Annotated in this window: 26 protein-coding genes; 3 read left to right on the forward strand and 23 right to left on the reverse strand. The window is 73.4% G+C overall.

All coding sequences use genetic code 11. The features are described from left to right. Window positions 1-61: 61 nt before the first annotated feature. Genes VKZ81_RS03455 through VKZ81_RS03535 form a run of 17 tightly spaced genes read right to left on the reverse strand, consistent with a single transcriptional unit; the run spans window position 62 to window position 16,600 of the window. Window positions 62-1,654, reverse strand: coding sequence for an ABC transporter substrate-binding protein (locus tag VKZ81_RS03455; RefSeq protein WP_324239916.1), 1,593 nt, complete (start codon window positions 1,652-1,654; stop codon window positions 62-64). Further along, the gene (locus VKZ81_RS03460) at window positions 1,654-2,583 is read right to left on the reverse strand and encodes an SDR family NAD(P)-dependent oxidoreductase (RefSeq protein ID WP_324239917.1); all 930 of its coding nucleotides are present in this window, start codon (window positions 2,581-2,583) and stop codon (window positions 1,654-1,656) included. The genes VKZ81_RS03455 and VKZ81_RS03460 overlap by 1 nt, the downstream gene beginning before the upstream one ends. Window positions 2,584-2,595: 12 nt before the next feature. After that, window positions 2,596-3,534: an ABC transporter permease gene (locus tag VKZ81_RS03465; RefSeq protein WP_324239918.1), complete on the reverse strand. Its 939-nt coding sequence runs from the start codon at window positions 3,532-3,534 to the stop codon at window positions 2,596-2,598. After that, window positions 3,531-4,490 (reverse strand): ABC transporter permease, encoded by a 960-nt coding sequence (locus VKZ81_RS03470; protein WP_324239919.1) that lies wholly within the window; start codon window positions 4,488-4,490, stop codon window positions 3,531-3,533. Before VKZ81_RS03470 ends, VKZ81_RS03465 begins: the two co-directional genes overlap by 4 nt. Beyond that, window positions 4,487-5,275 (reverse strand): ATP-binding cassette domain-containing protein, encoded by a 789-nt coding sequence (locus VKZ81_RS03475; RefSeq protein WP_324239920.1) that lies wholly within the window; start codon window positions 5,273-5,275, stop codon window positions 4,487-4,489. The genes VKZ81_RS03470 and VKZ81_RS03475 overlap by 4 nt, the downstream gene beginning before the upstream one ends. Next, window positions 5,265-6,272 carry an ABC transporter ATP-binding protein gene (locus VKZ81_RS03480; protein WP_324239921.1) on the reverse strand — a complete coding sequence of 336 codons (1,008 nt, stop codon included), beginning with the start codon at window positions 6,270-6,272 and terminating at the stop codon, window positions 5,265-5,267. Before VKZ81_RS03480 ends, VKZ81_RS03475 begins: the two co-directional genes overlap by 11 nt. Window positions 6,273-6,274: 2 nt before the next feature. After that, the gene (locus VKZ81_RS03485) at window positions 6,275-6,505 is read right to left on the reverse strand and encodes a hypothetical protein (RefSeq protein ID WP_324239922.1); all 231 of its coding nucleotides are present in this window, start codon (window positions 6,503-6,505) and stop codon (window positions 6,275-6,277) included. Then, window positions 6,502-7,566 (reverse strand): hypothetical protein, encoded by a 1,065-nt coding sequence (locus tag VKZ81_RS03490; protein ID WP_324239923.1) that lies wholly within the window; start codon window positions 7,564-7,566, stop codon window positions 6,502-6,504. The genes VKZ81_RS03485 and VKZ81_RS03490 overlap by 4 nt, the downstream gene beginning before the upstream one ends. Next, complete coding sequence (locus VKZ81_RS03495; protein ID WP_324239924.1) at window positions 7,563-8,105, reverse strand: UGSC family (seleno)protein; 543 nt, start codon at window positions 8,103-8,105, stop codon at window positions 7,563-7,565. Before VKZ81_RS03495 ends, VKZ81_RS03490 begins: the two co-directional genes overlap by 4 nt. A gap of 22 nt (window positions 8,106-8,127) precedes the next feature. Continuing rightward, window positions 8,128-9,051 carry an ABC transporter permease gene (locus tag VKZ81_RS03500; protein ID WP_324239925.1) on the reverse strand — a complete coding sequence of 308 codons (924 nt, stop codon included), beginning with the start codon at window positions 9,049-9,051 and terminating at the stop codon, window positions 8,128-8,130. Then, a complete protein-coding gene (locus VKZ81_RS03505; RefSeq protein WP_324239926.1) occupies window positions 9,051-9,890 on the reverse strand; it encodes an ABC transporter ATP-binding protein in 840 nt (279 codons plus the stop codon). The genes VKZ81_RS03500 and VKZ81_RS03505 overlap by 1 nt, the downstream gene beginning before the upstream one ends. Further along, window positions 9,887-10,948 (reverse strand): ABC transporter substrate-binding protein, encoded by a 1,062-nt coding sequence (locus VKZ81_RS03510; RefSeq protein ID WP_324239927.1) that lies wholly within the window; start codon window positions 10,946-10,948, stop codon window positions 9,887-9,889. Before VKZ81_RS03510 ends, VKZ81_RS03505 begins: the two co-directional genes overlap by 4 nt. Before the next feature lie 47 nt (window positions 10,949-10,995). Next, entirely contained in the window at window positions 10,996-12,081 is a 1,086-nt protein-coding gene (locus VKZ81_RS03515) for an ABC transporter ATP-binding protein (protein ID WP_324239943.1), read from the reverse strand. Between the two features lie 8 nt (window positions 12,082-12,089). Continuing rightward, window positions 12,090-13,139: an ABC transporter ATP-binding protein gene (locus VKZ81_RS03520; protein ID WP_324239928.1), complete on the reverse strand. Its 1,050-nt coding sequence runs from the start codon at window positions 13,137-13,139 to the stop codon at window positions 12,090-12,092. After that, window positions 13,136-14,005: an ABC transporter permease gene (locus VKZ81_RS03525; RefSeq protein WP_324239929.1), complete on the reverse strand. Its 870-nt coding sequence runs from the start codon at window positions 14,003-14,005 to the stop codon at window positions 13,136-13,138. The genes VKZ81_RS03520 and VKZ81_RS03525 overlap by 4 nt, the downstream gene beginning before the upstream one ends. Beyond that, entirely contained in the window at window positions 13,992-14,999 is a 1,008-nt protein-coding gene (locus VKZ81_RS03530) for an ABC transporter permease (RefSeq protein WP_324239930.1), read from the reverse strand. Before VKZ81_RS03530 ends, VKZ81_RS03525 begins: the two co-directional genes overlap by 14 nt. Next, complete coding sequence (locus tag VKZ81_RS03535) at window positions 14,996-16,600, reverse strand: ABC transporter substrate-binding protein (protein ID WP_324239931.1); 1,605 nt, start codon at window positions 16,598-16,600, stop codon at window positions 14,996-14,998. The genes VKZ81_RS03530 and VKZ81_RS03535 overlap by 4 nt, the downstream gene beginning before the upstream one ends. A gap of 321 nt (window positions 16,601-16,921) precedes the next feature. Between VKZ81_RS03535 and VKZ81_RS03540 the strand changes: the two genes are divergently transcribed. The 3 genes from VKZ81_RS03540 to VKZ81_RS03550 are packed head-to-tail and all read left to right on the forward strand — an operon-like array spanning window position 16,922 to window position 19,759. Beyond that, window positions 16,922-18,229 (forward strand): GAF domain-containing sensor histidine kinase, encoded by a 1,308-nt coding sequence (locus VKZ81_RS03540; RefSeq protein WP_324239932.1) that lies wholly within the window; start codon window positions 16,922-16,924, stop codon window positions 18,227-18,229. Then, window positions 18,226-18,915: a response regulator transcription factor gene (locus VKZ81_RS03545; RefSeq protein ID WP_324239933.1), complete on the forward strand. Its 690-nt coding sequence runs from the start codon at window positions 18,226-18,228 to the stop codon at window positions 18,913-18,915. Before VKZ81_RS03540 ends, VKZ81_RS03545 begins: the two co-directional genes overlap by 4 nt. 31 nt (window positions 18,916-18,946) lie before the next feature. Continuing rightward, window positions 18,947-19,759 carry an IclR family transcriptional regulator gene (locus tag VKZ81_RS03550; protein ID WP_324239934.1) on the forward strand — a complete coding sequence of 271 codons (813 nt, stop codon included), beginning with the start codon at window positions 18,947-18,949 and terminating at the stop codon, window positions 19,757-19,759. Between the two features lie 23 nt (window positions 19,760-19,782). On the opposite strand, the gene VKZ81_RS03555 is transcribed toward VKZ81_RS03550, so the two are convergent. The 6 genes from VKZ81_RS03555 to VKZ81_RS03580 form a co-directional block, all read right to left on the reverse strand. Continuing rightward, window positions 19,783-20,787, reverse strand: coding sequence for an amidohydrolase family protein (locus VKZ81_RS03555; protein WP_324239935.1), 1,005 nt, complete (start codon window positions 20,785-20,787; stop codon window positions 19,783-19,785). 8 nt (window positions 20,788-20,795) lie between these two features. Further along, complete coding sequence (locus VKZ81_RS03560; protein ID WP_324239936.1) at window positions 20,796-21,899, reverse strand: zinc-dependent alcohol dehydrogenase; 1,104 nt, start codon at window positions 21,897-21,899, stop codon at window positions 20,796-20,798. Then, on the reverse strand, window positions 21,899-22,963 hold the full coding sequence (locus VKZ81_RS03565) for a hypothetical protein (protein WP_324239937.1): 1,065 nt from the start codon (window positions 22,961-22,963) through the stop codon (window positions 21,899-21,901). Before VKZ81_RS03565 ends, VKZ81_RS03560 begins: the two co-directional genes overlap by 1 nt. Beyond that, window positions 22,960-23,505: a UGSC family (seleno)protein gene (locus tag VKZ81_RS03570; RefSeq protein WP_324239938.1), complete on the reverse strand. Its 546-nt coding sequence runs from the start codon at window positions 23,503-23,505 to the stop codon at window positions 22,960-22,962. The genes VKZ81_RS03565 and VKZ81_RS03570 overlap by 4 nt, the downstream gene beginning before the upstream one ends. Before the next feature lie 11 nt (window positions 23,506-23,516). Next, complete coding sequence (locus VKZ81_RS03575; protein WP_324239939.1) at window positions 23,517-24,806, reverse strand: phenylacetate--CoA ligase family protein; 1,290 nt, start codon at window positions 24,804-24,806, stop codon at window positions 23,517-23,519. Window positions 24,807-24,810: 4 nt separating this feature from the next. Beyond that, window positions 24,811-25,427: zinc-binding dehydrogenase (locus VKZ81_RS03580; RefSeq protein WP_324239940.1), on the reverse strand; the 617-nt coding region annotated here is incomplete at its 5' end.

Below are 25,427 nucleotides of genomic sequence, written 5' to 3' on the forward strand. Positions count from 1 at the left end.
CCGACCGCACCGGTGCGCGGACGCGAACGGGGTACGTCATCTGTCGCATCGCCGCCGCCCCTCACGCCTCGTTGTCGGAAAGCCAGACGTCGGCGAGCCGCTTGCCCTGGTAGATCGGGCTGGGCCACAGGTCCTGCACCCGCTCGCCGGCGATCGTGTAGTCGAATTTCTGGATCGGGTACAGCGCCTGGCAGATCTCGGTCTCCATCCGGGTCTGCATCTGCCGGTAGATCTCGTCGCGCTCGCCCTCGTCCAGCACGGCCCGCGAGGTGTCGATCAGCTCGTGCAGGGTCGGGTCGTCGACGAGGGCGTAGTTCTCGATCGAATCGGGCTCGAAGTCGCGCCACACCTGGTCGGGCAGGTGCACCCCGCGCAGGGCCTTGGCGATCGCGAAGTCGTGGCTGCGGCGCCGGTCGATGCCGGTGCCCGGATCGACGATCTCGATCTCCATGTCGATGCCGACCTCGGCGAGGTCGGCCTGGATCCACTGCGCCTCGCGGACGTCCTCGTCGTCGACGCGCTGCACCATCATCGTGGTGGTGAACCCGTTCGGCAGGCCCGCCTCGGCGAGCAGCCTGCGGGCGCCGTCGGGGTCGAACGGGCGCAGCGCGAGGACCTCGTCGTGGGTCAGCGCGGCGCTGCTGGTGTCGGGGCGCAGCAGCGAGGTCAGGACGAAGCGGCCCCGGATGTTCTCCCCCATCCCGACCCAGTCGACGGCCTGGACGACGGCCCGCCGCACCCGCAGGTCGTCGAACGGCTCGACGGTGGGGTTGAGGTAGAAGCTGATCGGCGCGCCCGGTGCCTCGGCGATGGCGAACCCGCGCGTGCGCAGCTCCTCGGCGACGTTGACGTCGCTGGTGGTCCCCACGTCCATCCGGCCGCTGCGCAGCGCCGCTGTGACGGCGGCGGTGTCGTTGAGGATGGGGAGGCGGATCTCGTCGAGGTAGGGCCGGCCCGGGATGTGGTAGTCCGGGTTGCGCCTGAGCACCCACTCGACGTCGGGGTTGTGGCTCTCGAGCAGGAACGGCCCGGTGCCGATCGCCTGGGTCTCGAGGTCGTAGCGCCCCTCGAGGCCCTCCCTCGGCACGATCATGCTGAAGTGGTAGGCGAGGTACTCCAGCAGCGGCGTGTAGGGCCGGTCGAGGGTGAACACGACGGTGCGCTCGTCGGGCGCGGTGACGCTCGAGACCGGCTCGTACATCCACGCGTACTGGGCGGGCGTCTGCTTGATCGCCTCGAACGTGGCCACCACGTCGTCGGAGGTGAACGGGCGGCCGTTGACCGGCGGGACGTTGTGCCAGCGCACGTCGCCGCGCAGCCGGAACGTGTAGGTCAGCCCGTCCGGCGAGACCTCCCACGACTCGGCGAGGTCGGGCTCGATCTCGAGCGTGGTGACGTCCGGGCCGGTCCGGAACTCCAACAGCTTCGAGTAGACGGTGCCCGACACGACGCCCATCGCCGCCGGGTCGGTCTGCAGCAGCGGGTGGATGTGGGTGCTGATCTCCGAGGGCATCTGCAGCACGAGCGTGCCGCCGGGCCGGGGCTCGCCGACCGGCCCCGACCGGGAGCGCCCGCCGCCCCCGCACGCGGTGGTACCCAGCCCCACCGCGGCGGCCGAACCGAGGAGGAAGGTCCTGCGCTTCAGCGTTCTCATCACAGCTCCCGGTCCAGCTCGCCGGTGACGTCGAGGGGGATCAGCGGCAGCGGCCCGGCGAGCTCGGAGGCGGGCGCGGGCGCGTAGGCGAAGTTCTTGGCCCGCGCGCCGCCGTCGACGACGAAGTCGCAGCCGGTGATCAGCCGGGCGTAGTCCGAGCACATCCAGGCGACGCAGTGGCCGATGTCGGTCGGCGTGCCGGTGGTGCCCATGGGGACCAGCGGCATCCGCTGGCCCGTGTAGCGCGCCGGGCGGCGCCACTCCTCGGTGCCGGTCTCGCCGCCGATGCCGTGGGCGCGGGGCCGGTCCAGCACGCCGCCCGCCCCGCGCTCCTTGATCAGCTCGGGGTTGTCCGGCGTGGGCGCGGTGGGGGTGAAGCTGTTGACGCGGATGCCGTACGGGGCGAGGTCCATCGCCGCGGCCCGGACGAAGTTGTTCACCCCGCCCTTGTGGAACGCGTAGGCGATCACCCCGGCCGAGCCGGACCAGCCGTTGGACGAGGAGATCGCGACGATCGATCCGCGGATGCCGCGCTCGGCCATGTGCCGGCCGACGTGCTTGGTGTTGAGGAAGTTTCCCAGCGCCGCGACCTGCACGGCCCGGGTGAAGAACTCGGTGCTCTCGTCGAGCACGCCCTTCCCGCCGAGCAGCGCGGCGTTGTTGACGAGGATGTCGATGTGGCCGAACTCGTCGATCACGCGCCGGATGTAGCCGGTGACCTGCTCCTCGTCGGTCACGTCGCCGGGCACCGCGATGGCCGTCCCGCCGTTGCGCTCGATCCGCTCGACCGCGCGCTCGGCCGCCGCCGGGTCGATGTCGTTGCACGCGACCTTCGCACCGTAGCGGGCCAGCGCCAGCGCGATGCCGCTGCCGATGTTCGGGCCCGCCCCGGTGACCAGGGCGACCTTGCCCTCCAGCGAGATCTCCACGTTCCTCCCCTTCTAACCGTCCCGGCGGGACGAGCCCTGAGCGAGACCGGGTGCGAGCGCCGCGGGCGGGCGGCCCTTCCACCAGCTGCGCGCCGCGCGGGTGATCGCGGGGCGCTGCAGGCGGGGGTCGAGGTGGTCGCGCAGCGCGTCGCCGAGCAGGTTGAAGCTGAACACGGCGGCCGACAGCAGCGCCGCGGGCACGAGGATGATCCACGGGGCGCGCTCGACGTAGCGGACGCCCTCGGACAGCATCGCGCCCCACGACGGGGTGGGCGGCGGGGCTCCGATGCCGAGGAACGACAGCGCCGACTCGGCGATGATCACCCCGGCGAAGATCAGGCTGCCGAGGGTGAGCACCGAGGCGAACATGTTCGGCAGCACGTGCCGGAACAGGATCCGCGGCACCCCCGCCCCGGTGGCGCGGGCGGCCTCGACGTAGCGCTCCTGGCGGATGCGCAGGGTCTCGCCGCGCGCGATCCGGTTGAACGACGGCGTGATCACGATCGTCAGGGCGATCACCGTGTTGCGCACCGACGGGCCGAGCACCACGGCGATGAACAGCAGCAGCACGATGCTCGGCACGGCCTGCACGGCGTCCATCACGCGCTGCAGCACGACGTCGACGGCGCGGCCGAAGTAGCCCGAGACCACGCCGATCGCGGTGCCGAGCACGAGGCTGAGCCCGGTGGTCGCGACGCCGACCAGCAGCGAGGTGCGGGCGCCGTGGATGGCCCGGCTCAGCACGTCGCGGCCCAGGTCGTCGGTGCCGAGCGGGTACTGCGCCGACGGCTCGGCGAGGATGTCGCGGCGGAACTGCTCGAGCGGGTCGTGCGGCGCGATCCACGGCGCGAGGATCGCGGCGAGCACGAACACGGTGATCAGCACGAGGGCGACCGCACCGAGCGGCTGGGCGCGGACGAACGTGCGCAGTGCCATCAGGGGCGCGGTCACGAAAGCGCCCTCCCGGTCCGGATCCGGGGATCGACCAGCGCGTAGAGCAGGTCGATCACGATGATCGTCACGACGAACAGCCCGGCGTAGAAGATCGTGCAGGCGACGACCACCGGGTAGTCGCGGTCGAGGACGGCCTGGTAGATCAGCTGCCCGGTGCCGGGGATGGCGAACATCTGCTCGAGGATCACGGTGCCGCCCAGCACGGTGGCGAGCTCGAGGCCGAGCAGCGTGAGCACCGAGATCGTCGAGTTGCGCAGCGCGTGCTTGAACACCACGGTGCGCTGCCGGGCGCCCTTGGCGTGCACGGTTCGGATGTAGTCCGAGCCGAGCGACTCGAGCATCGACGAGCGGGTCATGCGGGTGATCGCCGCCATGCCGCCGGTGCCGAGCGCGAGCACCGGGATCGCGATCTGCTGCAGCCACCCCCCGAAGTCCTCGGTGGGGCCCGCGTAGACGATCGGCGGCGACCAGGCGAACCACAGCGCGAGGAACGTGAGCGCGAGCAGCCCGAGCACGAAGTTGGGCACCGACAGGAACGCCACCGCGAACACGCGCACGGCCGCGTCGACCGCGGTGCCGCGCATGACGGCCGCGACGATGCCGAACCCGACCCCGAGCAGCGCGCCGACCACGATCGCGAGCAGGCCCAGCTGCAGGGTCACCGGGACCCGGGCGAGGAACAGGTCGACGACCGGCTCGCCGCCGTAGAACGAGGTGCCCAGGTCGCCGCGCACGGCACCGGCGAGCCAGGTCCCGAGCTGCACCCACACCGGCTGGTCGAGGCCGAACTGCGCCCGCAGCGCCTCGGCCTCCTCGGCGCTCACGCCGGTCTCCTGCAGCTGCAGCGACACCGCGTCGCCGGGCACCAGCCGCATGACGACGAAGACGAACACGGTGACGAGCACCATCACGACCAGGCCGTAGCCCAGCCGGCGCAGCGTGTAGCCGATCACGATGCCTCCCGGGCGGGAAGGTGGCGGACGGCGCCGACGAGCGTCTTGGTGTAGGCGTGCTGCGGCTCGGCGAACAGGGTGTCGCCGTCGCCGCGTTCGACGATCTCGCCGCGGTGCATCACGCAGACCTCGTCGGCCATGTACCGCACGACGTTCAGGTCGTGGGCGATGAACAGGTAGGACAGGCCCAGCTCGGCCTGCAGCCGCTTGAGCAGGTTGAGCACCTGGGCCTGCACGGAGACGTCGAGCGCCGACACGGCCTCGTCGCAGACGATCAGGTCGGGGTCGGTGGCGAGCGCGCGGGCGATGCCGATCCGCTGCGCCTGCCCGCCGGAGAACTGGTGGGCGTACTTGTGCAGGTCGCGGGCCCCGAGCCCGACCCGCTCGAGCAACTCGACCACGCGGTCGGTGCGCTCCTTGCCGCGGGCGATCCGGTGCACGGCGAGCGGCTCGCCGACCGCCTCGACCACGCGCATGCGGGGGTTGAGCGAGCCGAACGGGTCCTGGAACACGATCTGCATCCGGCGCCGCAGCGCGCGCATCTCGCGGCGGCTCACCCGCAGCAGGTCGACGCCGTCGAACGTCATCCGGCCCGAGGTGGGGTCGAGCAGGCGCAGCGCGAGCCGCGCGACGGTGGACTTGCCGGACCCGGACTCGCCGACGAGCCCGACGGTGCGCCCGCGCGGGACCGTGAACGACACGCCGTCGACGGCCTTCACGACGGTGCGGCGCATCCGGAAGTGCTTGACCAGGTCGTACGCCTCGAACAGCGGTTCAGCCGACACGCGCCACCTCCGGGGCCGCGACGTGTTGCCAGCAGCGGCTGCTGCGGCCCGCGCCGAGGTCGACGAGCGCCGGCTCGTCGACCGCGCACCGGTCCAGCACGACCGGGCAGCGCGGGTGGAACCGGCACCCGTCGGGGAGCGCGGCCGGGTGGGGCACGTTGCCCGCGATCACGGGCATGGGCTCGCCGCGGGGCGTCGACGGCGTGGGGATCGACTCGATCAGCGCGCGCGTGTACGGGTTGCGGGGGTCGCGCAGCACCTCGTCGACCGTGCCCTGCTCGACGACCCTCCCCGCGTACATGACGAGCACGCGGTCGGCCATCTCGGCGACGACGCCCATGTCGTGGGTGACGAACAGCAGCGCGGTGCCGTGATCGCGGCGCATGCGGCGCAGGAGCTCGAGGATCTGGGCCTCGACGGTGACGTCGAGCGCCGTGGTCGGCTCGTCGGCGATCAGGAGCGCGGGTTCGCAGGCCAGCGCCATGGCGATCATCACGCGCTGCTGCTGCCCGCCGGACAGCTCGTGGGGGTAGGACCGCACGCGGCGCGCGGGGTCGGGGATGCCGACCTCGGTGAGCAGCTCGACCGCGCGGCGGCGCGCGTCCCGGCGGGAGACCGGCCGGTGGATCCGCAGCGCCTCGGCGATCTGGTCGCCGACGGTGAACAGCGGGTCGAGGCAGCTCATCGGGTTCTGGAAGATCATGGCGATGTCGGCGCCGCGCAGGCACCGCAGCCGCTCCGGGTCGGCGCCGACGAGCTCCTCGCCCTGGAAGCGGATCGACCCGGCGGTGACGCGCCCGGCGCCGAGCAGCCCGAGCACGGCGAGCGAGGAGACGCTCTTGCCGGAGCCGGACTCGCCGACCACGGCGAGCGTCTCGCCCGGGCGCACGGTGAACGACACCCCGGAGACGGCCTCGATCGGCCCGGTGGGCGTCGGGAACCGCACGGTGAGGTCGCGGACGTCGAGCAGCGGTGCGGACGTCGCTTCGGCGCTCATGGTCAGCTCGCGTCCGCCGGGTAGGTCAGCACGATCGACTCCTCGGGCACGCCGAGCGCCGCGTGGAGGATGTTGCGCATGATCGGTTTGGGCACCAGGCAGTCCTCGCAGGCCGCCGGGCCCGCGGTGATCGTCACCTCGACCGTGTCGCCCGCCTCGGTGACCTCCATCCGGTAGTCGTCGGCCTCGAGCGTGCTGCGCAGTCCGGACAGGGCGTTCTCGTCGATGCTCACGATCGGGCCTCCTTCTGCCGGATGGGGTGGGCGGTGCGCGACCAGCCGCCGAAGCCGAACGGGCGCACGACCATCGACATGGCGGCGTTGCGCGCGCCGGTGACGACGATCGGGATCTGGTCGGGGTCGGGCACGACGTGCAGGCCGTGCTCGTCGATGCCGGGTCCCTCCTGTCCCGCCAGGCTCTTGCCGGCGAGCTGCATCTCGGTGTGGGTGCGGAAGGCGTGCTCGGAGATCCAGCGCTGCACGTCGGCCTTGGCGAACCCGTTCGACGCGAGCAGCTGGGCGTGCTCGACGCCGAGCAGCAGGCCCGCCGAGGAGTGCCTGCCGATGGCGGCGCCGGTGCGCGCGACGGTGTCGGCGATGTCCCACAGCACCTGCTCGGGGTCGGTGGTGTGCCGGTTGTCGACGAACTCGCACGTGCGCAGCAGCAGCGCGGACACCGCGGAGGTGCCGTCGGGCAGCCCGAGCTCGGTGGCGAGCGGCTCCCAGGGGCTCTCCTCCTCGTTCTCCCCGACGCAGAGCGAGAACCGCCCGGGGATGCCCTGGGTGGACTGCTCGAGCTCCTGGGGCCGGATCCCGAACACGTTGCGCACGACCAGCCCGACGGCGCGCGCGATCGTCGCGTTGGCCCGGAACCCCGGCCCGAGCACGCCGCCGGTGGAGTTGATGCCGAGCTCGGCGCGGATCGGGCCGTTGACCACGATCAGCGGCGCCGGGCCGCTGGTGCTCTGCCAGCCGCCGCCGGTGACCGCGCGCTGCTGCATCAGCGCGTCCCACGCGGCCAGCACCACCGGCAGGTACTCCGGCCGGCACCCGGCCATCGCGGCGTTGATCGCGGCCTGCTCCACGGTGCACTCGCGGCCGAGGTGCGGCACCGCGGCCACGACCTCGTCGCGCGGCCGCGGCGTGGCGGCGAGGAACTCCTCCACCACCTCCGCGGTGACCGGCACGATCGGCAGCCCGTCGGTCCAGCCCTGCTCGTAGGCGTGCTCGATGGCCGCGCGGGCGTAGTGCAGCCGCGCGGCGTCCTCGGCCGGCTCGTCGGCGAGCGCCGTCATCGAGCCGCCACGGGGACGGGGGCCTGCACGAGCAGCTCGAGGACGTCCGACAGCGCCTGCCGGGCCCGCTCCCGCACCCCGGCCTCGTCGAGCGGGGCCACCGGGTGGGCGGTGGTGACGTAGGCGTAGCCGGGGCTGCCCTGCAGCCGGGCCATCGCGTCGGCGCTCACCCGGAACGCGTCGGTGCAGATGACGGCGGCTGGCACGCCCGCGGCCTCGAACGCGATCCCGTCGGCCACCGCCGCGGCGCTGCACGAGCCGCAGTCGCCGACGCCGATGAGCACGACGTCGCACCGCTGCGCCAGCTCGTCGAGCGTGGCGGGCGGGATCGGGTCGGTGATGCTGGTCTTCCGGGTGCGCACGACGTCGGCGATGCCGTGCTCTGCGGCCAGCAGGTCGCCGACGGCGTCGAGGAACTGCTCGGCGTTCTTCTTCGGGTTCGCCACCAGGCCGACCACCAGCCCCTCGAGCCGCTCGGGCCGCGCGGCGCGGCGCGGCCCGGTCGCCTCGGCGGGCGGGCGGCCGGTCGGATCGATCATCGCCTCGAACATCGGGTGCCTTTCAGGGTCGGTCGGCGGCCAGCACGGACTCGTGCCACGGGATGACGAACCGCTTCGCCCCGTTGACGACGAGGTAGAGCAGGCAGCCGAGGGCGGCGAGCAGGAAGATCACCGCGAACAACTGGGGCGCGTCGAGGGCGTTGAGGCTCACGACGACGAGGTAGCCCAGCCCCTCGCTGCCGCCGAGGAACTCCCCGACGACCGCGCCGATCACGGAGAAGACGACGGCGACCTCCATGCCCGCGAACACGTACGGCAACGTGCTGGGCAGCTCGAGGTCGCGGAACGTGGGCCAACGCCGCGCGCCGAGGCCGAGCATGACGTCGCGGTGGCCGCGCTCGACGGAGCGGACGCCGAGCATCACGTTGAGCATGATCGGGAAGAACGCGAGCGTCGCCGCCATGATGATCTTGCTGGTGACGCCGAACCCGAACCAGATGACGAACAGCGGGATGAACGCCACCTTCGGGACGACCTGCACGGCGACGAGCACCGGCCGCAGCGCCCGCTCCAGCCACTCGGCCCGGCCCAGCACCACCCCGGCCACGAGCCCGAACGCCAGCGCCGCGAGGAAGCCGAGCGCCACCTCGGTGAGGGTGATGAGCACGTGCCCCCACGTGGCGGGGTCGGCGAGCATCCGCAGCACCGCCTCGCCCACGTCGGCGGGGGTCGGCAGGATGAACTTCGACACCCCGAACACCGACACGGCCATCGTCCAGCCCGCCAGCACCAGGAGCAGCACGATCGGGGTGCTGACCCAGGGCAACCAACTGCCGCGTTCGATGGTCTCCGCTTCGCTCCGGCGTGCTCGCGGGCCCGTGGAGACGCGGCCTTGCTCCTCCGGTGCCCGGTCGCTCGTTCCCCGCTCCCCGCGCGCCTCCCCCGCCGGGCCGCGCCGGCCCGCGAGCTTCGCCTCGCGTTCCATCAGTCGCCCTCCTCGTCCAGCTGGCGGCGCAGCGTGCGGACGATCTCGCCGAAGCCGGGCTCGGTCTCCACGTCGAGCGACCGCGGCCGCGGGAACTCGACCGGCGTGATCGACCGGATCCGGCCGGGCCGCGGGGACAGCAGCACGACCCGGTCGGACAGGAACACCGCCTCGGTGATCGAGTGCGTGACGAACACGACGGTCGCGCCGGTGACCACGGAGATGCGCTGCAGCTCCAGGTTCATCCGGTCGCGGGTGAGCGCGTCGAGCGCGCCGAACGGCTCGTCCATGAGCAGGATCGACGGGTCGTAGGACAGCGCGCGGGCGATCGCCGCGCGCTGGCGCATCCCGCCGGACAGCTCGCGCGGGTAGGCCTTCTCGAACCCGGAGAGGCCGACCAGCTCGCACAGCTCCGCCGCCCGCGCGCGGCGGCGGCGCTTGTCCACCCCGCGCAGCTTGAGCGGCAGCGCGATGTTGTCCTCGATCGTGAACCAGGGGAACAGGTTGGCCTCCTGGAAGACCATCCCGAACCGCTGGAGCGCCTCCGGGTCGCGACCGCCGTTCTGCCACAGGTCCGAGCCGCCGATCAGCACATCGCCGCTGGTCGGCGTGATCAGGCCGGCGAGGATGCGCAGCAGCGTGGTCTTGCCGCACCCGGACCGGCCGACCAGCGAGACGAACTCGCCTGCCCGGACCGACAGCGAGATGCCGCGGAGTGCCTCGGTGTCGGCACCGCGCCGTCGCTTGTAGATCTTGTCGACGTCGCGCAGCTCCAGCTCGGCGGCGCCGGCCTCGGCCGGGGCCCCGGCCACGCGCGCGGTGTCGGACAGCCCGCTCACGAGGAGGCCCCCAGCAGGTCGTTGGTGTACCAGGCGCTCGCGTCGAGCCCACCGGGCACGAGGTGCACCGCGACGGACTCGTCGTAGATGCGCGACCACGCCGACGGCGAGATCTTCAGAAGACCCTCACCGCCGGCCTGCCAGCTGGCGATGTAGGTCCGCAGGGTCTCCTTGGCCACCTCCGGCTCGCGCAGGATCGGGATGTCGTAGGCGTCGCCGAGGGTCTGGAGCGTGGTGTCGAGCGACTGGTCGGCGATCACCGACTCCTGGGCGGCCTTCACCGCGCGCAGGAAGCGGGAGAGCACGTCGCGCTGGGCGGGGTCCTCGAGCGCCTGCGCGGAGGTCAGGTAGACCTGCGTGCCGCCCGAGATCACCTGCGACGGGTCGAGCACCACGGCGTCGGGCTGGTCGCGCTCGAGGGCGACCGCGGTGTCCATCGCGACCACGTAGCCGTCGATGCGGCCCTGCTGCACGAGCTCGTAGACGCCCGGGGCCAGGCCCACGACCTGCTTGTCCAGGTCGGTGTCGGCGAGGCCCGCGGTGGCGGCGAGCGTGTCCACCAGCGTCTCGCTGGTGCCGCCCTCGGACGGGATGCCGATCTTCTTGCCGCGCAGGTCCTCCGGCGCGCGGATCGGGTCGTCCGCGGCGGAGACGATGCGCAGCGTCGACTGCTGCGACGGCTGGCCGAACGCCCGGACCGGGGCGTCGCGGCCGCCGACGGCCACCATCATCTCGGTGTCGCCGACGCGCGTGACGAGCGCGCTGCCCGCGATGACGGTCTGGATCGCCTGTGCGCTGCCGCGGGTGACCTGGAACTGCACGTCCAGGCCCTCGCGCTCGAAATAGCCGCCGGCCTGGGCGACGATCTCCGGGGTGAACGTCAGGCTCTCGATGGGCAGGACGTTGAGGAACGTGACGGGGGTGAGCTCGCCGCTCGCCGCACCGTCCGAGCCCGCCGAGCCGCCGCATCCGGCGAGCAGCAGGGCGAGGCCCGCGGCGAGGGCGGCGAGGGCGCGGCGGAGTCGCGTGGAGGGGCGGTGGGGGGAGATCGCGCGCATGGGAACCCACTTCCTGACGGCGGCGGTGCCGAGGTCCGTCTCGGATGCTAGGAACGGCCGGGCAGGGGCTCGACCTGCAGATGTCCGCGGGGGCCCGCCGTGCTGTCGGGCGCGGAACGGGTCAGATGTCGCGGTTTTCCGTCCGGCGCGGCCAGCGGGAAGTGGCAGGCCACGCTGTGGCCCGGCGCGTGCTCGCGCAGCGTCGGTTCCTCGCGGGCGCACCGCTCCTGGGCGCGGGGGCAGCGGGTGCGGAACCGGCACCCGCTCGGCGGGTCCAGCGGCGAGGGCGGCTCGCCGCGCAGCGGCACCGGCCGCCTCGCCCGCCCCGTGGCCGGGTCGAGGCCGGGCACGGAGTCCAGCAGTGCGGACGTGTACGGGTGCAGCGGGCTGCGGTACAGCGCCTCGGCCGGGCCGACCTCGGCGAGCTGGCCGAGGTGCATCACGGCCACCCGGTCGCTCACCTGCTTGACCAGCGCGAGGTCGTGGGCGATGAACACGTACGACAACCCCAGCTCGGCCCGCAGCCGCTCGAACAGGTTGAGCACCTGCGCCTGGATCAGCACGTCCAGCGACGACACGGCCTCGTCGCAGATCACCAGCGCCGGGTCGAGGGCGATCGCGCGGGCGATCGCCACCCGCTGGCACTGCCCGCCCGACAGCTCGCGGGGCCTGCGTTGCCCGTAGACCGACGGGTCGAGACCGACCAGGTCGAGCAGCTCCCCGACCCGGCGCCTGCGCCGCTCCGCGCCCTTGACGCCGTAGCCGACCAGCGGCTCCTCCACCAGCTCCGACACCCGCCAGCGCGGGTTCAGCGACCCGAACGGGTCCTGGTAGACCATCTGCACGTGCCTGCGGGCGGCGACGAGCCGCTTGCCCCGCAGCTGCACCAGGTCGGTGCCCTGGAACAGCACCTGCCCCGACTTGGGCCGCGGCGCCTGCACCAGCGACCGCGCCAGCGTCGACTTCCCGGAGCCGGTCTCGCCGACCACGCCGAGGGTCTCCCCCGGGTACAGGTCGAACGACACGTCGGAGACGGCGTGCACCACGCCGCCGCGCAGGCCGCCCGCCCCGCGCACGGGGAACTCCTGGACGATGTTGCGGGCCTGCAGCAGCGGGTCCTTCACCGCGCTCATCCCCGGGCTCATCCCCTCACCTCCTGCGCGCTCTGCTGCCCGTCGGGGTGCCAGCAGGCCCACCAGTGGCCCGGCTCGTGCTCGGCGAACGGCGGCGGGGTCGCGCACCGGTCGGTGGCCGAGCCGCACCGCGGGCGGAACGAGCACCCGGACGGCAGCGCGGCCGGGTCGGGCGGCTGCCCCGGCACCACCGGCAGCTCCCCGTGCGACGGGCGTTCCAGCAGCGGGATCGCACCCAGCAGGGCGCGCGTGTAGGGCATCCGGACCGAGGAGAACAGCACATCCGCCGACGCCCGCTCCACGGCCCGCCCGCCGTACATCACGACGACGTCGTCGGCGTAGCTGGCGGCGAGCGCGAGGTCGTGGCTGATCAGGATGACGGCCATGCCCAGCTGCTGCTGGAGCTCGACCAGCAGCTCCATGATCTGCGCCTGCGTGGTCACGTCCAGCGCGGTGGTGGCCTCGTCGGCGATGAGCAGCCGCGGCCTGCCCGCGAGCGCGATCGCGATCATCACGCGCTGGCGCATGCCACCGGAGAGCTGGTGCGGGTACTCGTGGAACCGCTGCTGCGGGGCGGGCAGCTTCACCAGCTGCAGCAGCTCGATCGCGCGCGCCTTCGCCGCGTCCTTGTCCACCGCCGCGTGCGCCCGGATCGCCTCGGTGATCTGCGCGCCGATCCGCATCGTCGGGTTGAGCGAGCGGGCCGGGTCCTGGAACACCATGGCGATGTCCGCGCCCCGGCGGCGGCGCATCTCGCGCTCCGAGAGCCCCACCAGCTCGGTGCCGTCGAACCGCGCCGATCCGCTCACCTGCGCCGTGGGCGGCAGCAGCCCCATCAGGGCCCGCGAGCTCACGCTCTTGCCCGACCCGGACTCGCCGATGATCGCGAGCATCCGGCCGGCCATGAGCCGGTAGGACAGCCCGTTGACCGCGTGCACGGTGCGGCCGCCGCGGGTGAAGCGCACCCGCAGGTCGGTCACCTCGAGCAGCGGCGCGGCGTCCCGCTCGGCGGCCGGCCCTTCGGTCACCGCTCCCCCGGTGGTCGTCGGCCCGCTCATCGGCCGCTCCAGCGGGCGCGCAGGGTCTCGCCGAGCAGGTTGAACGCGAGCACGGTGACGAACAGCGCCAGGCACGGCCAGACCACGAGCATCGGCGTGGCCGACAGGCTCTGCTGGCCCTGGGCGATCATGTTGCCCCAGCTGGGCGCGGGCAGCGGGATGCCGAGGCCGAGGAACGACAGGGCACCCTCGATCACCATGACGATGCCCATGCCGAGCATCCCGAAGGTGATCAGCTGCGGGGTGATGTTCGGGGCGATGTGGCGCAGCAGCACCCGCCAGCCGGGCGTCCCGGCGAGCTGCGCGGCGGCCATGAACGGCAGCTCGCGCAGCCGCAGCGTCGCGGCCCGCGAGATCCGCGCGAACGCGGGGATCGAGAAGAACGCGAGCGCGAGGATCGTGTTGGTCTGGCTCGCGCCGAGGCTCTGCGCCACGGCCAGCGTGAGCACGAGCGACGGGAACGCGATGAGCACGTCGAGCACGCGCATGATCACGGTGTCGACCGCGCCGCCCACGTATCCGGACAGGGCGCCGAGCGTGCCGCCGACGGCGAGCCCGATCAGGTTCACCGCGACCGCCACCACCAGCGACGAGCGGCCGCCGTGCAGGATCCGGGAGAGGATGTCGTTGCCGTTGGGGTCGGTGCCGAGCAGGTGCCCGGGCGAGCCGGCGTCGAGGTAGGCCTCCAGCACGCTCCCGCCGGTCGGCGGCGGGACCGGCAGGACGACCGGGCCGAGGAAGCACGCGGCGGTGACGAGCGCGATCACGCCGGCCGGCAGGATGATCTCCAGGTTGCGCACCAGGCGCCCCGCCGGCCGGGTGTCCGGCGAGCCGGCGAGCGCGGGTGGGGCCTCAACGACCGTCATAGCGGATCCTCGGGTCGAGCACGGCGTAGAGCAGGTCGGCGGCGAGGTTGGCCAGCACGGCGACCACGGCGAACACCACGACGCAGCCCTGCACGACCGTGGCGTCGCGGGTGTTGATGGCCTGCAGCATCAGCTGCCCCATCCCGGGCAGGGCGAAGATCTGCTCGACGATCACGGTGCCGCCCAGCAGCGTGCCGAGGTTCAGCCCGACCACGGTGATCAGGCCGAACGCCGAGTTGCGGAACGCGTGCCGCAGCAGCACCTGCCACGGCCCGATGCCCTTGGCGCGCGCCGTGGTGACGTAGTCCTCCCCCTGCAGCTGGTCGACGAGGTCGCCGCGCAGGAAGCGGGTGTAGAAGCAGAACAGCGGGAACGCGATCGCGGCCGCCGGGAGCGCCATCGAGTGCAGGTTGCCCGCCACGCTCTCCGACAGCGGGACGAACCCGATCGCGGGGAACAGCGCCAGCTCCACCGCGAACACCAGCACCAGCAGCAGCGCGAGCACGTAGTTGGCCACCGACAGGCCGGTGATGCTCACGACCATGCTGACCCGGTCGAACAGCCGGCCGGGGCGGTAGGCCGCGAGCAGCGCGACCGGCACGGCCAGCCCCAGCGAGACGAGGAACGCGAGCGCCACGAGCTCCCCGGTGACGGCCATCCGGTCGACGATCTGGTCGGTGACCGGCTGGCCGTTCACGAGCGACGTGCCGAGGTCGCCGGTCACCGCGCCGCCGAGCCAGTCGAGGTAGCGCAGCACCGCGGGCCGGTCGAGCCCCAGCTCCAGCTCGAGGGCCCGGACCTGCTCCGGGGTGGCCTCCGGGCCGAGCAGCTGCTCGGCGGCGTTGCCCGGGATCAGGTCGAGCACCCAGAACGTGAGGATGCTGACCCCGAGGATGATCGGCACGACCATGAGCAGCCTGCGCCCGGCGAGCCGCAGGCTCGGCGGCGCGGTCCACCGGGGCCGCGCCACCACGCCCGTCGCCGCGTCCGTCACCGCTGGACCCTCCAGACCTCGTCCCAGAGGACGCCGGTGTTGACCACGATCGGCGGGATCTTCGTGGTGAGGCCCGGCCCGTACACCCCCTCCGCGGCGAGGTTGGCGGGGGCGAACGCGAGCCCGAACGGCGCGTACGCGTGGTCGCTGATGTACCGGTTCGCCTCGACGTAGAGCCGCTCGCGCTCCGCCGGGTCGAGGGTGGCCTCGGCGGTGTCGAGGAGCCGGTCGAGCTCGGGGTCCTTGACGCCGGTGAACGGCGAGTCCGACGAGAACCGGAAGCCGACGCCCACGCCCGCGGCGGGGTCCCACGCGCCCGCGGTCTGCAGCATCGACTGCCACTCGCCGGAGTTGAACTCCTGGATGAGCGTGGACAGCTCGTAGCTTTCGATCTGCACGTCGATGCCGACCTCCTGCCACTGGGTCTGCAGCGCCGTCATCACCTGCTCGGCCACGTAGCTCTTGAGCGTGCCGAGGCGGACCGAGAGCCCGCCGAGCTCGGCGACGAGCTGCCGGGCGCGCTCGGGGTCGTGCTCGGGGTAGCCGGGGACCGTCTCGTGGTGGAACAGGCCGCCGGGGCCGGTGAAGCTCTGGCTCACCGGGTAGTGGCCGCGGAACAGGCCCTGCGCGATGGCCGCGAAGTCGGTGGCGTGGTAGATCGCCTCCCGCGCCCGCTGGTCGTCGAACGGGGCCCGCTGCGTGTTCAGCTGCACCACGTACGGCGACGTCGGCGGCTGCACGGTGACGGTGATCCGGCCCGCCTCCTGCGCCTGCTCCAGCAGCGGCGTGGTGGTGAGCCCCTCGTAGGCCTGCGCCTGGCCGGCCAGCAGGGCCTGGTAGGCGGGCTGGTCGCCGCCGATCGACTGGAAGGTGAGCCGGTCGAGGTAGGGCAGGCCATCCTTGAAGTAGTCCGGGTTGCGCTCCAGCACGAGCTGCGAGCTGAGCTGGTTGGACACGACCTTGAACGGGCCCGCGCCGACCGGCGTCACCGCGAACTGCTCCTCCCCCATCTGCTGCAGGGCCGTGGGCGAGGCGATCCAGTTGACGTTGGTGGCCGGGAAGGCGTTGATCACCGCGGCGAAGGGCCGGGTGAACTTCAGCACCACCGTGCGCGGGCCGTCGGTGGTGATGCCGTTCTCGGCGAGCGGCCAGGTCGGCGAGCAGGTGCACGGCGAGTCGACCGCGCGCCGGAAGTTGAACGCGACCGCCTCGGCGTCCATCGGGGTGCCGTCGGTGAAGCGGATGCCCTCGCGGATCGTGATCCGCACGGTCGTGCCGCCGTCGAGCAGCTCGTAGCTCTCGGCCTGGTGCGGCACGACCTCCGCCCCCGAACCGTCGTCCGCGGCCTCCAGCCGGAACAGCCCGCCGTAGATCGCGCTCATCTGCGCGATGTTGGCGCCGCCGGTGGTGTTGGTGGCCGGGTCGAGCCCGGTGGGCCAGCCCCCTGCGAACGCGGCGTCCTCCAGCACGGTGATCTCGCCGCCGCGCTGGGGCGGCCCGGTGGGCGCGGCCGGTCCGGCGGATCGGCCCTCGCCGCCGCACGCGGCGAGGAGCAGGAGCGCGGCCAGCACCGGTGCTGCCGCGCGGGTGCGTCGTCTCACGTGGACTCCCGTTCCGTCGCGGGCCCGGGGTTGTCCCCGGCCGTGACCGGGCTCACCCCAGGCGCCCGCCAAGCCTCGGGGAGCGCCGCCGCGTGGTGCAGGGACGGTTTCGCGGGACGGAAGACATGTTCGGCCCGTGCGCGCACCCGGGAGGGCGTCCGGGTCATATGTCGTAGTCCGCATACGCAGTCGCGGACGACCTGCGCGCATGCGCTCCCAGCTCTTGTGACCTGGCTTCCGCAGTGGTGAGACTGGGAAGCGATCTCCGGCCCGGCGGTGCCGTCGGCCGGCGACCGGAAGGACGCAGACGAAGGGGTCGGCGTGACGGAGGTGCTCACGACGAACGAGCGCGTCGCGACGGGTGCCCGATGCCCGGAATGCGGTTGTGCGCTCGATCCGGGTCGGGGACCCGATCCGCACCCGGAGGACGCAGGCCGCGGCCCGCGCAGGCTCGCCGCGATCGCGAGGGCGGCGTCGAGCGTCGCGGACGCCGCGTCGCTCAGCGTCACCCTCGACGTCGTCGCGAACGAGGTCGTGCAGGCCGAGCACATCGCGGCGGTGCAGATCCTGCGGGTCGAGAACGGCCGGATGCAGGTGGTCGGCAAGGCCGGGTTCACCGACGCCGAGGACTTCACCGACCGGCTCGAGGAGTGCAGGCGGCTCGGCGCGCGGTTGATGTTCGTCGAGGCCTTCGAGACGTGCCGGCGCATCGTCGTGCCGCACCGCAAGGCCGCGGTGATGGCCGACCCGAGGTGGGCGCCGCTGCACAAGATCATGGGCGCGCCCGACTGGGACGCCTTCGCGGCCGTCCCGCTGGTGGTGCGCGGCCGCGCCGTCGGCGTGATGAACGCCTTCTACAAGCCCGGCGAGCCGCCGGGCACCGCCGCGCTGGAGTTCCTCGAGGCGATGGCCGACCAGGCCGCCACCGCCGTCGACTCCGCCGACCTGCTGTCGCGGTCCCGCCACGACGCCCAGGTCGCCGAGCGGGCCCGGCTCGCGCGCGAGCTGCACGACTCGGTCGTGCAGCAGGTGTTCTCGATGCGGATGCAGGCCAAGGCCCTGCAGGCGCAGGTGGCGCCGGGGCGCACCATCCGCCCCGAGCGGGTGCAGGCCGTGGCCGACGAGCTGCTCCAGCTCGCCCAGACCGCGCTCACCGACCTGCGCGGCCTGGTGCTGCAGCTGCACCCGGTCGAGCTGGTCGAGCGCGGGCTCGCCGGCGCGGTGCGCAGCCACGTCGAATCGGTCCGCGGCACGTCCGGCCTGGACATCGACGTGCAGGTCGACCTCAGCACGGAGGTCGGCGACCTGCCGGTCGAGATGCAGGAGGACCTCTACCGGGTGGTGCAGGAGGCGCTGCACAACGTCGTCAAGCACGCGGGCGCCACGCGCGCGAAGGTGCACATCCGCACCAGCGGGCCCCCGGACCGGGTAGAGGTCGAGGTCTGCGACGACGGCACCGGGCTGACCTCCGAGGTCCGGGCGGGCGCGCTCGGGCTGGTGTCGATGCGGGAACGAGCGGAGCGATGGGGCGGATCGATCGAGATCGCCAGTGTGGACGGCCGCAGCACCGGTGGCCGGGGGTGCCGCGTGCGGGTGTGCGTCCCGCTGGGCGGGCCGGGGCCGCGGTGAGCGAGGCCGTCGCCGAGCCGGATCCCCCGGCCGAGATCGGCGTGCTCGTCGTCGACGACCACGCCGTGGTGCGCCGCGGGCTCGCGGCCTACCTGGAGAGCGCAGACGGCATCGAGGTGGTCGCCGAGGCCGTCGACGGCAAGGACGCGCTCGACCAGCTGCACCGCCTCGCCGCGGAGGGCAGGCTCCCGCAGGTCGTGCTCATGGACGTGCTGATGCCGCGGATGGACGGCATCGAGGCCATCCGCGCGGTGCTCGCCGCCCACCCCGGGGTGCGGGTGGTGGTGCTCACGAGCTTCGGCGAGCTGGAGCGCGTGCACGCGGCGCTGGAGGCGGGCGCGTCCGGCTACCTGCTCAAGGACGCCGACCCGGACGAGGTCGCGGCCGCGATCCGCTCCGCCCAGCGCGGCGAGGTGCACCTCGACCCCACCGTCGCGGGGCGGCTCACCCGCCGCCTCGTCTCCCCACCCACCGGCCTCGCCGCGCTCACCGCCCGGGAGCGGTCGATCCTCGCGCTCGTCGCCCGCGGCATGTCCAACCACCAGATCGCGGCCGAGCTCTACATCAGCGAGCGCACCGCGCGCACGCACGTCAGCCACATCCTCGCGAAGCTCCAGCTCAGCTCGCGCACGCAGGCGGCCCTGGTCGCCATCCGAGAGGGACTCGTCTCCCCACCCGGCCCGTGACCACCGACCCCGAACCACGCGGAGGTGCGACATGACCCTGAGCCCGGACGTCCCGGCGGCGGCAGCGCGAGCCGCGGTGCGGCGCCGTGCGTCGGGGAACACGCGCCTGACCGCGGCCGGGCGCGCCCTGTCCGTGCTCGACGCCTTCGGACCGCGGCACCGCTGCCTGTCGCTGTCGGAGATCGCGCGCCGGGCCGGGCTGACCCTGCCCACCGCGCACCGGCTCACCCGCGAGCTCGTCGACTGGGGTGCGCTCGAACGCGACTCCTCCGGCCGCTACTCGGTGGGCCTGCGGCTGCTCGAGCTGTCCGCGCTCGCCCCGCGCGGGCTGGAGCTGCGCGAGGCGGCGTTCCCGCACCTGGAGGACCTGCACCAGATCACCCGCGGCAACGTCCACCTCGGGGTGCGCGACGGCATGCAGGTCGTCTACGTGGAGGCGATCCGCGCCCGCGTCCGCAACCCGGTCACCAGCCGCGTCGGCGACCGCTGGCCGATGCACGCCACCGGCACCGGCCTGGTGCTGCTCGCCTTCTCCGAGCCGGACTTCCAGGAGGCGGTGCTGAGCTCGCCGCTGGAGCGGTTCACCCCGCTGACGGTGACCGACCCCGACGAGCTGCGCCGCACGCTCGCCCACATCCGACAGACCGGGGTCGCGGTGGCCCGCGGCCAGATCACCCTCCCCGACATGGTGGTCGCCGTGCCCGTCTACGACCCCGCGGGCGAGGTCACGGCTGCGATCAGCGTGGTGGTCGAGACCGAGGGCGCGCGCCCGCGCGAGCTGGCGGCGGTGCTCAAGCAGGCGTCCCGCGCGATCACCCGCGCCCTCGCCCCGCGCCGGCGCTAGGGCCGGCCACCGGCCGGCCGCGGTCAGCGCGGCGGCGGGGTGCCGAGCCAACTCCAGGCGTTGTGCCAGGTGATCCGCTCCAGCAGCGCGGGGTCGAGGTCCAGCGAGCGCAGCGAGCGGCCCGCGGGTGACTCCCGCGGCATCGCCGGGAAGTCGGAGCCGACGAGCAGCCGGTCCGCGCCCAGCAGGTCCACGAGGTAGCGCAGGGCGCGCCGGTCGAACACCATCGAGTCGTAGTAGAAGCGGCGGGCGTACTCCAGTGGCGAGGGGCCGTCGTCGTGGGCGATGGCCCGCTCCGGCACGGGCGGTTCCTCGTTCCAGGTGCCGCCCCAGAAGTACTGCGCCCTCGGCACGACCAGCGGGAACCCGCCCGCGGCGTGGCTGAAGCAGATCCGCAGGTCGGGGCAGGCGGCCGCGGTGCCGCTGGTGATCATCGACGCGGCGGCGAGCAGCCCCTCCATGCCGACCACGTAGGTGCCCATCGCCGAGGCGGGCAGCCGCGGGGTCGGCGAGGGCATCGCGTGGACGAAGACCACCAGCTCCAGCCGCTGCAGCTCGGTGAAGAACGGCAGGAACCGCTCGTCGCCGATCGAGCTGCCGAGCACGTTGGAGGCGATCTCCACCCCGGCGAGCCCCTGGTCGCGCACCGCCTTCAGCTCGGCCGCGGCGGCGTCGGGGTCCTGCATCGGCACCATGCCGAGCCCGACGAACCGCTCCGGCGCGGAGGCGACGAGCTGTGCGGTGAACTCGTTGACGTGCCGGGCGAGCGACAGCCCCTCGGCGGCGGGGAGGTCGTAGCGCAGCAGCGGCGGCATCGGGCTGAGCACCTCGACGTCGACGCCCGAGGCGTCCTGCTCGGCGATGCGCCGCTCGGCGTCGAAGAACGCGTCGCGGGCACGGAAGCGCGTGCTGCCGAACAGCAGCAGCCGCGCGGTGTCGCCGTCGATCGGCTCCATGCGGGGGAAGCACTCGGGCGCGTCGGCCGGGTAGTCGCGGGGCAGCAGGTGGGCGTGGGCGTCGACGAGCACCGGATCTCCTACAGGTGGGGGTGGACCGACACGTGCACCGCCGCCTCGCCCGGCACCTCGCCGGCGAGCGTGCGGATCGCGAGCTCGGTGTCGTCCAGGCCGAACGTGTGGGTGTGCAGCTTCTCGAGCGGGAACCGCCGGGACTCGATGATCGCGATCGCCTCGGCGTAGCCGCGGGCGTCCACCCCGAACGCGCCCCGCACGGTGAGCGCGCGGTTGATGATCAGGTCGGTCTGCAGCGGCACCTCGGCGCGGCCCTTCAGCCCGGCGAGCACGACCCGGCCGCCGTGCTTGGCCGCCTGCAGGGCGTGCGTGACGGGGGCGGTCGCCATCGGGGTCAGCTCCAGCACGACGTCGGCCATCTCCCCGTCGGTGATCTCCCGGACGCGCTCGACGGTGTCCTCGGCGTCGGGCCCGTCGACGACGATCGTGTGGTCGGCGCCGAACTCCTTCGCCAGGGCGAGCTTGTGGGCGTCCGCCTCCAGTCCGGTCACGATGATCGTCCCCGCGCCCGCGGCCCTGGCGGCGATGACGCAGGCGAGGCCGCGCTGCCCGGCGCCGAGCACCAGCACGGTGTCTCCGAGCCCGACCTCGCCGAGGTGCACCGCCCAGCGCACGCCCGCGCCGAGCGGGTTGAACATGACGGCCAGCTCGGCGGGCAACGTCTTGTCGATCTTGTGCAGGACGGCGCCCGGGGTGAGGTAGAGGTGCTCGGCGAACCCGCCCCACAGCGAAGGGGGAACGTCGATCCCGGTGACGCCGTGGCCGTACTTGCGGTGCCGGCAGGCCTGGTAGCGGCCGGTGAGGCAGTCGTGGCAGGAGCGGCACGGCACGATCACCTCGAGCGCCACCCGGTCGCCCGGCTGCACGCCCCAGCGCTCGGCGGCGCGCTCGCCGACCTCCTCGACGATCCCCATCGGCTCGTGCCCCGGGATCGTCGGCCCGCGGCCCATCCCGAGGTGGCCGCGGTAGGACTCGACGTCGCTGCCGCAGATCCCGTTCGCCTCGACCCGCAGCAGCCCGTCGTCGGGGCCGATCGTCGGGCGCGGGAACGCGCGCAGCTCGATCGTCCGCGGCGCCACCTGGACGGCCGCGCGCACCATGTCGGTCATCAGCCAAGCTCCTTCGTCTCGACCGGGGCCCCTTCGACCGGAACCGCTGTCGCGGACCAGTCGCTGAACAGGCGCACCACCATGGAGATCCCGGCGTTGCGGGCCCCGGCCACGGCGATCAGCAGGTGGTTGGGCTCGCCGTCGGCGAGCAGGAGGTCGAACCCGTCGGGGCGCCGGCCGTCCGCGTGCCGGACGCCGTTGTCGCCCATGCCGTCCTTGCCGACGTCGGCGAGGTCGCCGACGGTCCGCCCGCAGCGCTCGGCGAGCCAGGCGCGGACCTTCGCCCGGTCGAACCCGGCGTTCGCGAGCAGCTGCGCGTGCTCGGGGCAGAACACGACCCCGGCCGAGGCGTGGCGGAAGATCCAGGCGCCGGTGCGGGAGATCGTGTCGGCGAGGTCGGCGAGCAGCTGCTCGGGGTCGCTGGTGTGGCGGTTGTCGACGAACTCGCAGGTGCGCAGCAGGGTCGCCGACACCGCGGACGTGCCGGCGGGCAGCCCGGCCTCGACCGAGAGCGGCTCCCAGGGGCTCTCCTCCTCGTTCTCGGCGATGCAGATCGACCAGCGCCCGGGCAGCCCCTGGGTGGCCTGCTCGAACACGTGGGGGTGGATGCCGAGCGCGTTGCGGACGATGAGCCCGATCGCCCGCGGGACGGTCGCGTTGGGCCGAAAGCCCGGCCCGAACACCCCGCCCGCCTTGTTGAACCCGAGCTCGTCGCGCACCGGGCCGTTGACGACGATCAGCGGCGCGGGCCCGCTCGTGGACTGCCAGCCGCCGCCGCGGGTGGACCGCTCGCGCATCAGCGCGTCCCAGGCGGCGAGCACCACCGGGAAGTACTCGGGCCGGCAGCCGGCCATGGCGGCGTTGATCGCGGCGAGCTCGACGGTGACCTCGCGGTCGACCTGGTCGAGCCGCCCGATCACCTCCTCCGGCGGGCGGGACGTGGTCGCGAGGAAGCGGTCGACCAGCGGTCGCGACGCGGGCACCAGCGGCAGCCCGTCGGACCAGCCCCGCTCGTAGCAGTGCTCGATCGCGGCCTGGGCGACGTCGGGGTCGAGCTCGGTCATGCGGTCACGAGCTCCGCGACGGGCCCGGCGAGCTGTGCCGCGCGCTCGCGCACCTGGTCCGGGGTCAGGATGGCCACCGGGTGCGGGGTGGTGAGGTAGCGGTAGCCGGGCGCGCCGCGCAGGGCGGCCATCGCGTCGGCGGTGGCGGCGAACGCATCGCTGCAGATCACCGCCGCCGGCAGGCCCGCCCGCTCGAACGCCACGCCGTCGGCGGCGGCCGACGCGCTGCACGAGCCGCAGTCGCCGACGCCGGTGACCACCACGTCGCACTCGCGCACGTACTCGGCGACGAGGTCGTCGGACGCGGGCAGGGAGAACGACGTCTTGGTCCGGAACAGCGTGACGGCGGCGGCGCCGTGCTCGGACACGAGCAGCTTGCCGAGCTCGTCGAGCAGCAGCGCCGCGTTCTGCTTGGTGTTCTCCAGCAAGCCGATGCGGGCGCCCGCGAGGTCGGGTCGGCGCGGGGCGAGCGCGAACGGGGCGGCGACCGCAGAGTTGACGGCCGCGGCACCGCCGGTGGGGTCGAGGATCGCGTTCGGCACTCCTGCTCCTCTCAGCTGGCGATGCGGGTGAGCCGGGACTTCATCTCGGAGCGTTCGAGCGTGCCGGGCGGCACGAGCGTGACGGCGGCGCGCACCGAGAGCCGGTTGCGGATGAGCGCCTCGATGTCGCGGGCGAGCCGGTCGTGGTCGCCCGGCTCGTCGCCCCACTCCACCTCCACCGGCAGCGGCGGCTCGACGCGCGGGCCCGCCTTCGGCAGCACGATCTGCACGGCGCCGGTGGTGCGCGGGTGCAGGGTCTGCACGAGGTCGCGCACCGCGGAGGGGAAGACGTTGACCCCGAGCACGATCAGCATGTCGTCGGTGCGGCCGATGCAGCGGATGAGCGGCGCCCCGTCCGCGGCGCGGCCGGTCACGACCACGCGGTCCCGGGTGCGGAAGCGCACCAGCGGGCAGCACTCGCGGTCGACCGAGGTGTAGACGAGCTCGCCGGTCGCCCCGGGCTCGGCCTCGACGGGCTCGCCGCTGTCCGGGTCGATCAGCTCGACCACGACGTGCCTGCCGCCGGTGTAGCGCATCCCGCCGCTGCCCGGCGCCTCCCCGAACAGGACCGGCGCCATGTCGGCGTTGCCGAGGCCTTCGGTGACCGGGGCGCCCCACTCGCTCTCGACGTGCGCCCGGAACGCGGGCTCCCCACCGCCGGGCTCGCCGCCGACGAAGATCTTGCGCAGCCCGAACTCCTTCGGGTCGCGGCCGAGGCCGCGGATGTGGTCGGCGAGGTAGCGGGCATAGGACGGGGTGGAGTGCAGCGCGGTCACCCCGAGGGTCTCCAGTGCGAGCACGGCCTTCTCCGACGCCCCGGTGCCGATCGGCACCAGCGTGGATCCGATCCGCTCGAGCGCGTCGCGGATCGGGAGGCCGCCGACGAACAGCGTGAGCCCGGCGCAGTGCAGCACGACGTCCTCGCGGGTGGCGCCCATCGTGCGGAACGCCCGCGCCACCATGTCCGTCCACGCCGCGGCGTCGCGGCGGGTCACGCCCACCCAGCTGGGCCGCCCCGTGGTGCCGGTGGAGGCGTGCACCCGCACGACCTCGGTCATCGGCACGCCCGCGTGCCGGCCGAGCGGCGGGGCGACGGCCTGGGAGTCGCGCAGCATCTGCTTGGTGGTGAAGGGGAACTTGCGCAGGTCGGCGAGCGTGGAGAACGCCTCGGGCGAGACCCCGTGCTCGGCGAAGTGGTCGGCGTAGAGCGGCGAGCGCGCGGGCAGCCCCTCCAGCTGGGCGCGCAGCAGCTCGGTGACGGCGTCGACGTCGTCGGGGGCGACGAACCCGGAGGAGGCCACCGGATCAGACCTCGTGGACGACGACGCCGCGGATGTTCTTGCCATCGGTCATGTCCCGATACCCCTGGTTGATCTCCTCGAGCGCGTACCGCCGGGTGATCAGCTCGTCGAGCTTGAGGTCCCCGGAGCGGTAGAGCCCGAGCAGCTTGGGGACGTCGTAGAGCGGGTTGCAGTCGCCGAAGAGCGCGCCGCGGACCTGGCGCTGGTAGCTGATCATGTTCCCGGCGTGGACGTGCACCGCGTTCTCGCCGAGCTTGCCGACCGCGGTGACGGTGACCTTGCCGCCCTTGCCGACGACCTGCACCGCGGCGTCGACGATCTCGGCGGTGAGCACGCCCGGGGTGCAGATGGCGTGGTCGGCGAGCTGGCCCCAGGTCGTCTCCACCACGAAGTCGTGGGCGGCCTTCGCGTCGGCGAACGTGTGCGTCGCCCCGAACACCTTCGCCATGTCCCGCTTGAACGCCACCGGGTCGACGACCACCACGTTCTTCGCGCCCGCGTACCGGGCCCCCTGCACCGCGTTGCTGCCCACCCCACCCGCGCCGTAGATCACCACGGTGTCGCCGGCGCGCACCCCCGCGGCGTACACCGCCGAGCCCCAGCCGGTCGGCACCCCGCAGC

The organism is Pseudonocardia sp., from assembly GCF_035305885.1.
In the GTDB taxonomy this organism is placed as follows: domain Bacteria; phylum Actinomycetota; class Actinomycetes; order Mycobacteriales; family Pseudonocardiaceae; genus Pseudonocardia.

Bases quoted from the DNA above. Each gene is read 5' to 3' on its own strand.
- VKZ81_RS03455 (WP_324239916.1), bottom strand. From the start codon at position 1,654: ATGAGAACGCTGAAGCGCAGGACCTTCCTCCTCGGTTCGGCCGCCGCG.
- VKZ81_RS03480 (WP_324239921.1), bottom strand. From the start codon at position 6,272: ATGAGCGCCGAAGCGACGTCCGCACCGCTGCTCGACGTCCGCGACCTC.
- VKZ81_RS03490 (WP_324239923.1), bottom strand. From the start codon at position 7,566: ATGACGGCGCTCGCCGACGAGCCGGCCGAGGACGCCGCGCGGCTGCAC.
- VKZ81_RS03495 (WP_324239924.1), bottom strand. From the start codon at position 8,105: ATGATCGATCCGACCGGCCGCCCGCCCGCCGAGGCGACCGGGCCGCGC.
- VKZ81_RS03500 (WP_324239925.1), bottom strand. From the start codon at position 9,051: ATGGAACGCGAGGCGAAGCTCGCGGGCCGGCGCGGCCCGGCGGGGGAG.
- VKZ81_RS03510 (WP_324239927.1), bottom strand. From the start codon at position 10,948: ATGCGCGCGATCTCCCCCCACCGCCCCTCCACGCGACTCCGCCGCGCC.
- VKZ81_RS03515 (WP_324239943.1), bottom strand. From the start codon at position 12,081: ATGAGCGCGGTGAAGGACCCGCTGCTGCAGGCCCGCAACATCGTCCAG.
- VKZ81_RS03520 (WP_324239928.1), bottom strand. From the start codon at position 13,139: ATGAGCGGGCCGACGACCACCGGGGGAGCGGTGACCGAAGGGCCGGCC.
- VKZ81_RS03525 (WP_324239929.1), bottom strand. From the start codon at position 14,005: ATGACGGTCGTTGAGGCCCCACCCGCGCTCGCCGGCTCGCCGGACACC.
- VKZ81_RS03550 (WP_324239934.1), top strand. From the start codon at position 18,947: ATGACCCTGAGCCCGGACGTCCCGGCGGCGGCAGCGCGAGCCGCGGTG.
- VKZ81_RS03560 (WP_324239936.1), bottom strand. From the start codon at position 21,899: ATGACCGACATGGTGCGCGCGGCCGTCCAGGTGGCGCCGCGGACGATC.
- VKZ81_RS03565 (WP_324239937.1), bottom strand. From the start codon at position 22,963: ATGACCGAGCTCGACCCCGACGTCGCCCAGGCCGCGATCGAGCACTGC.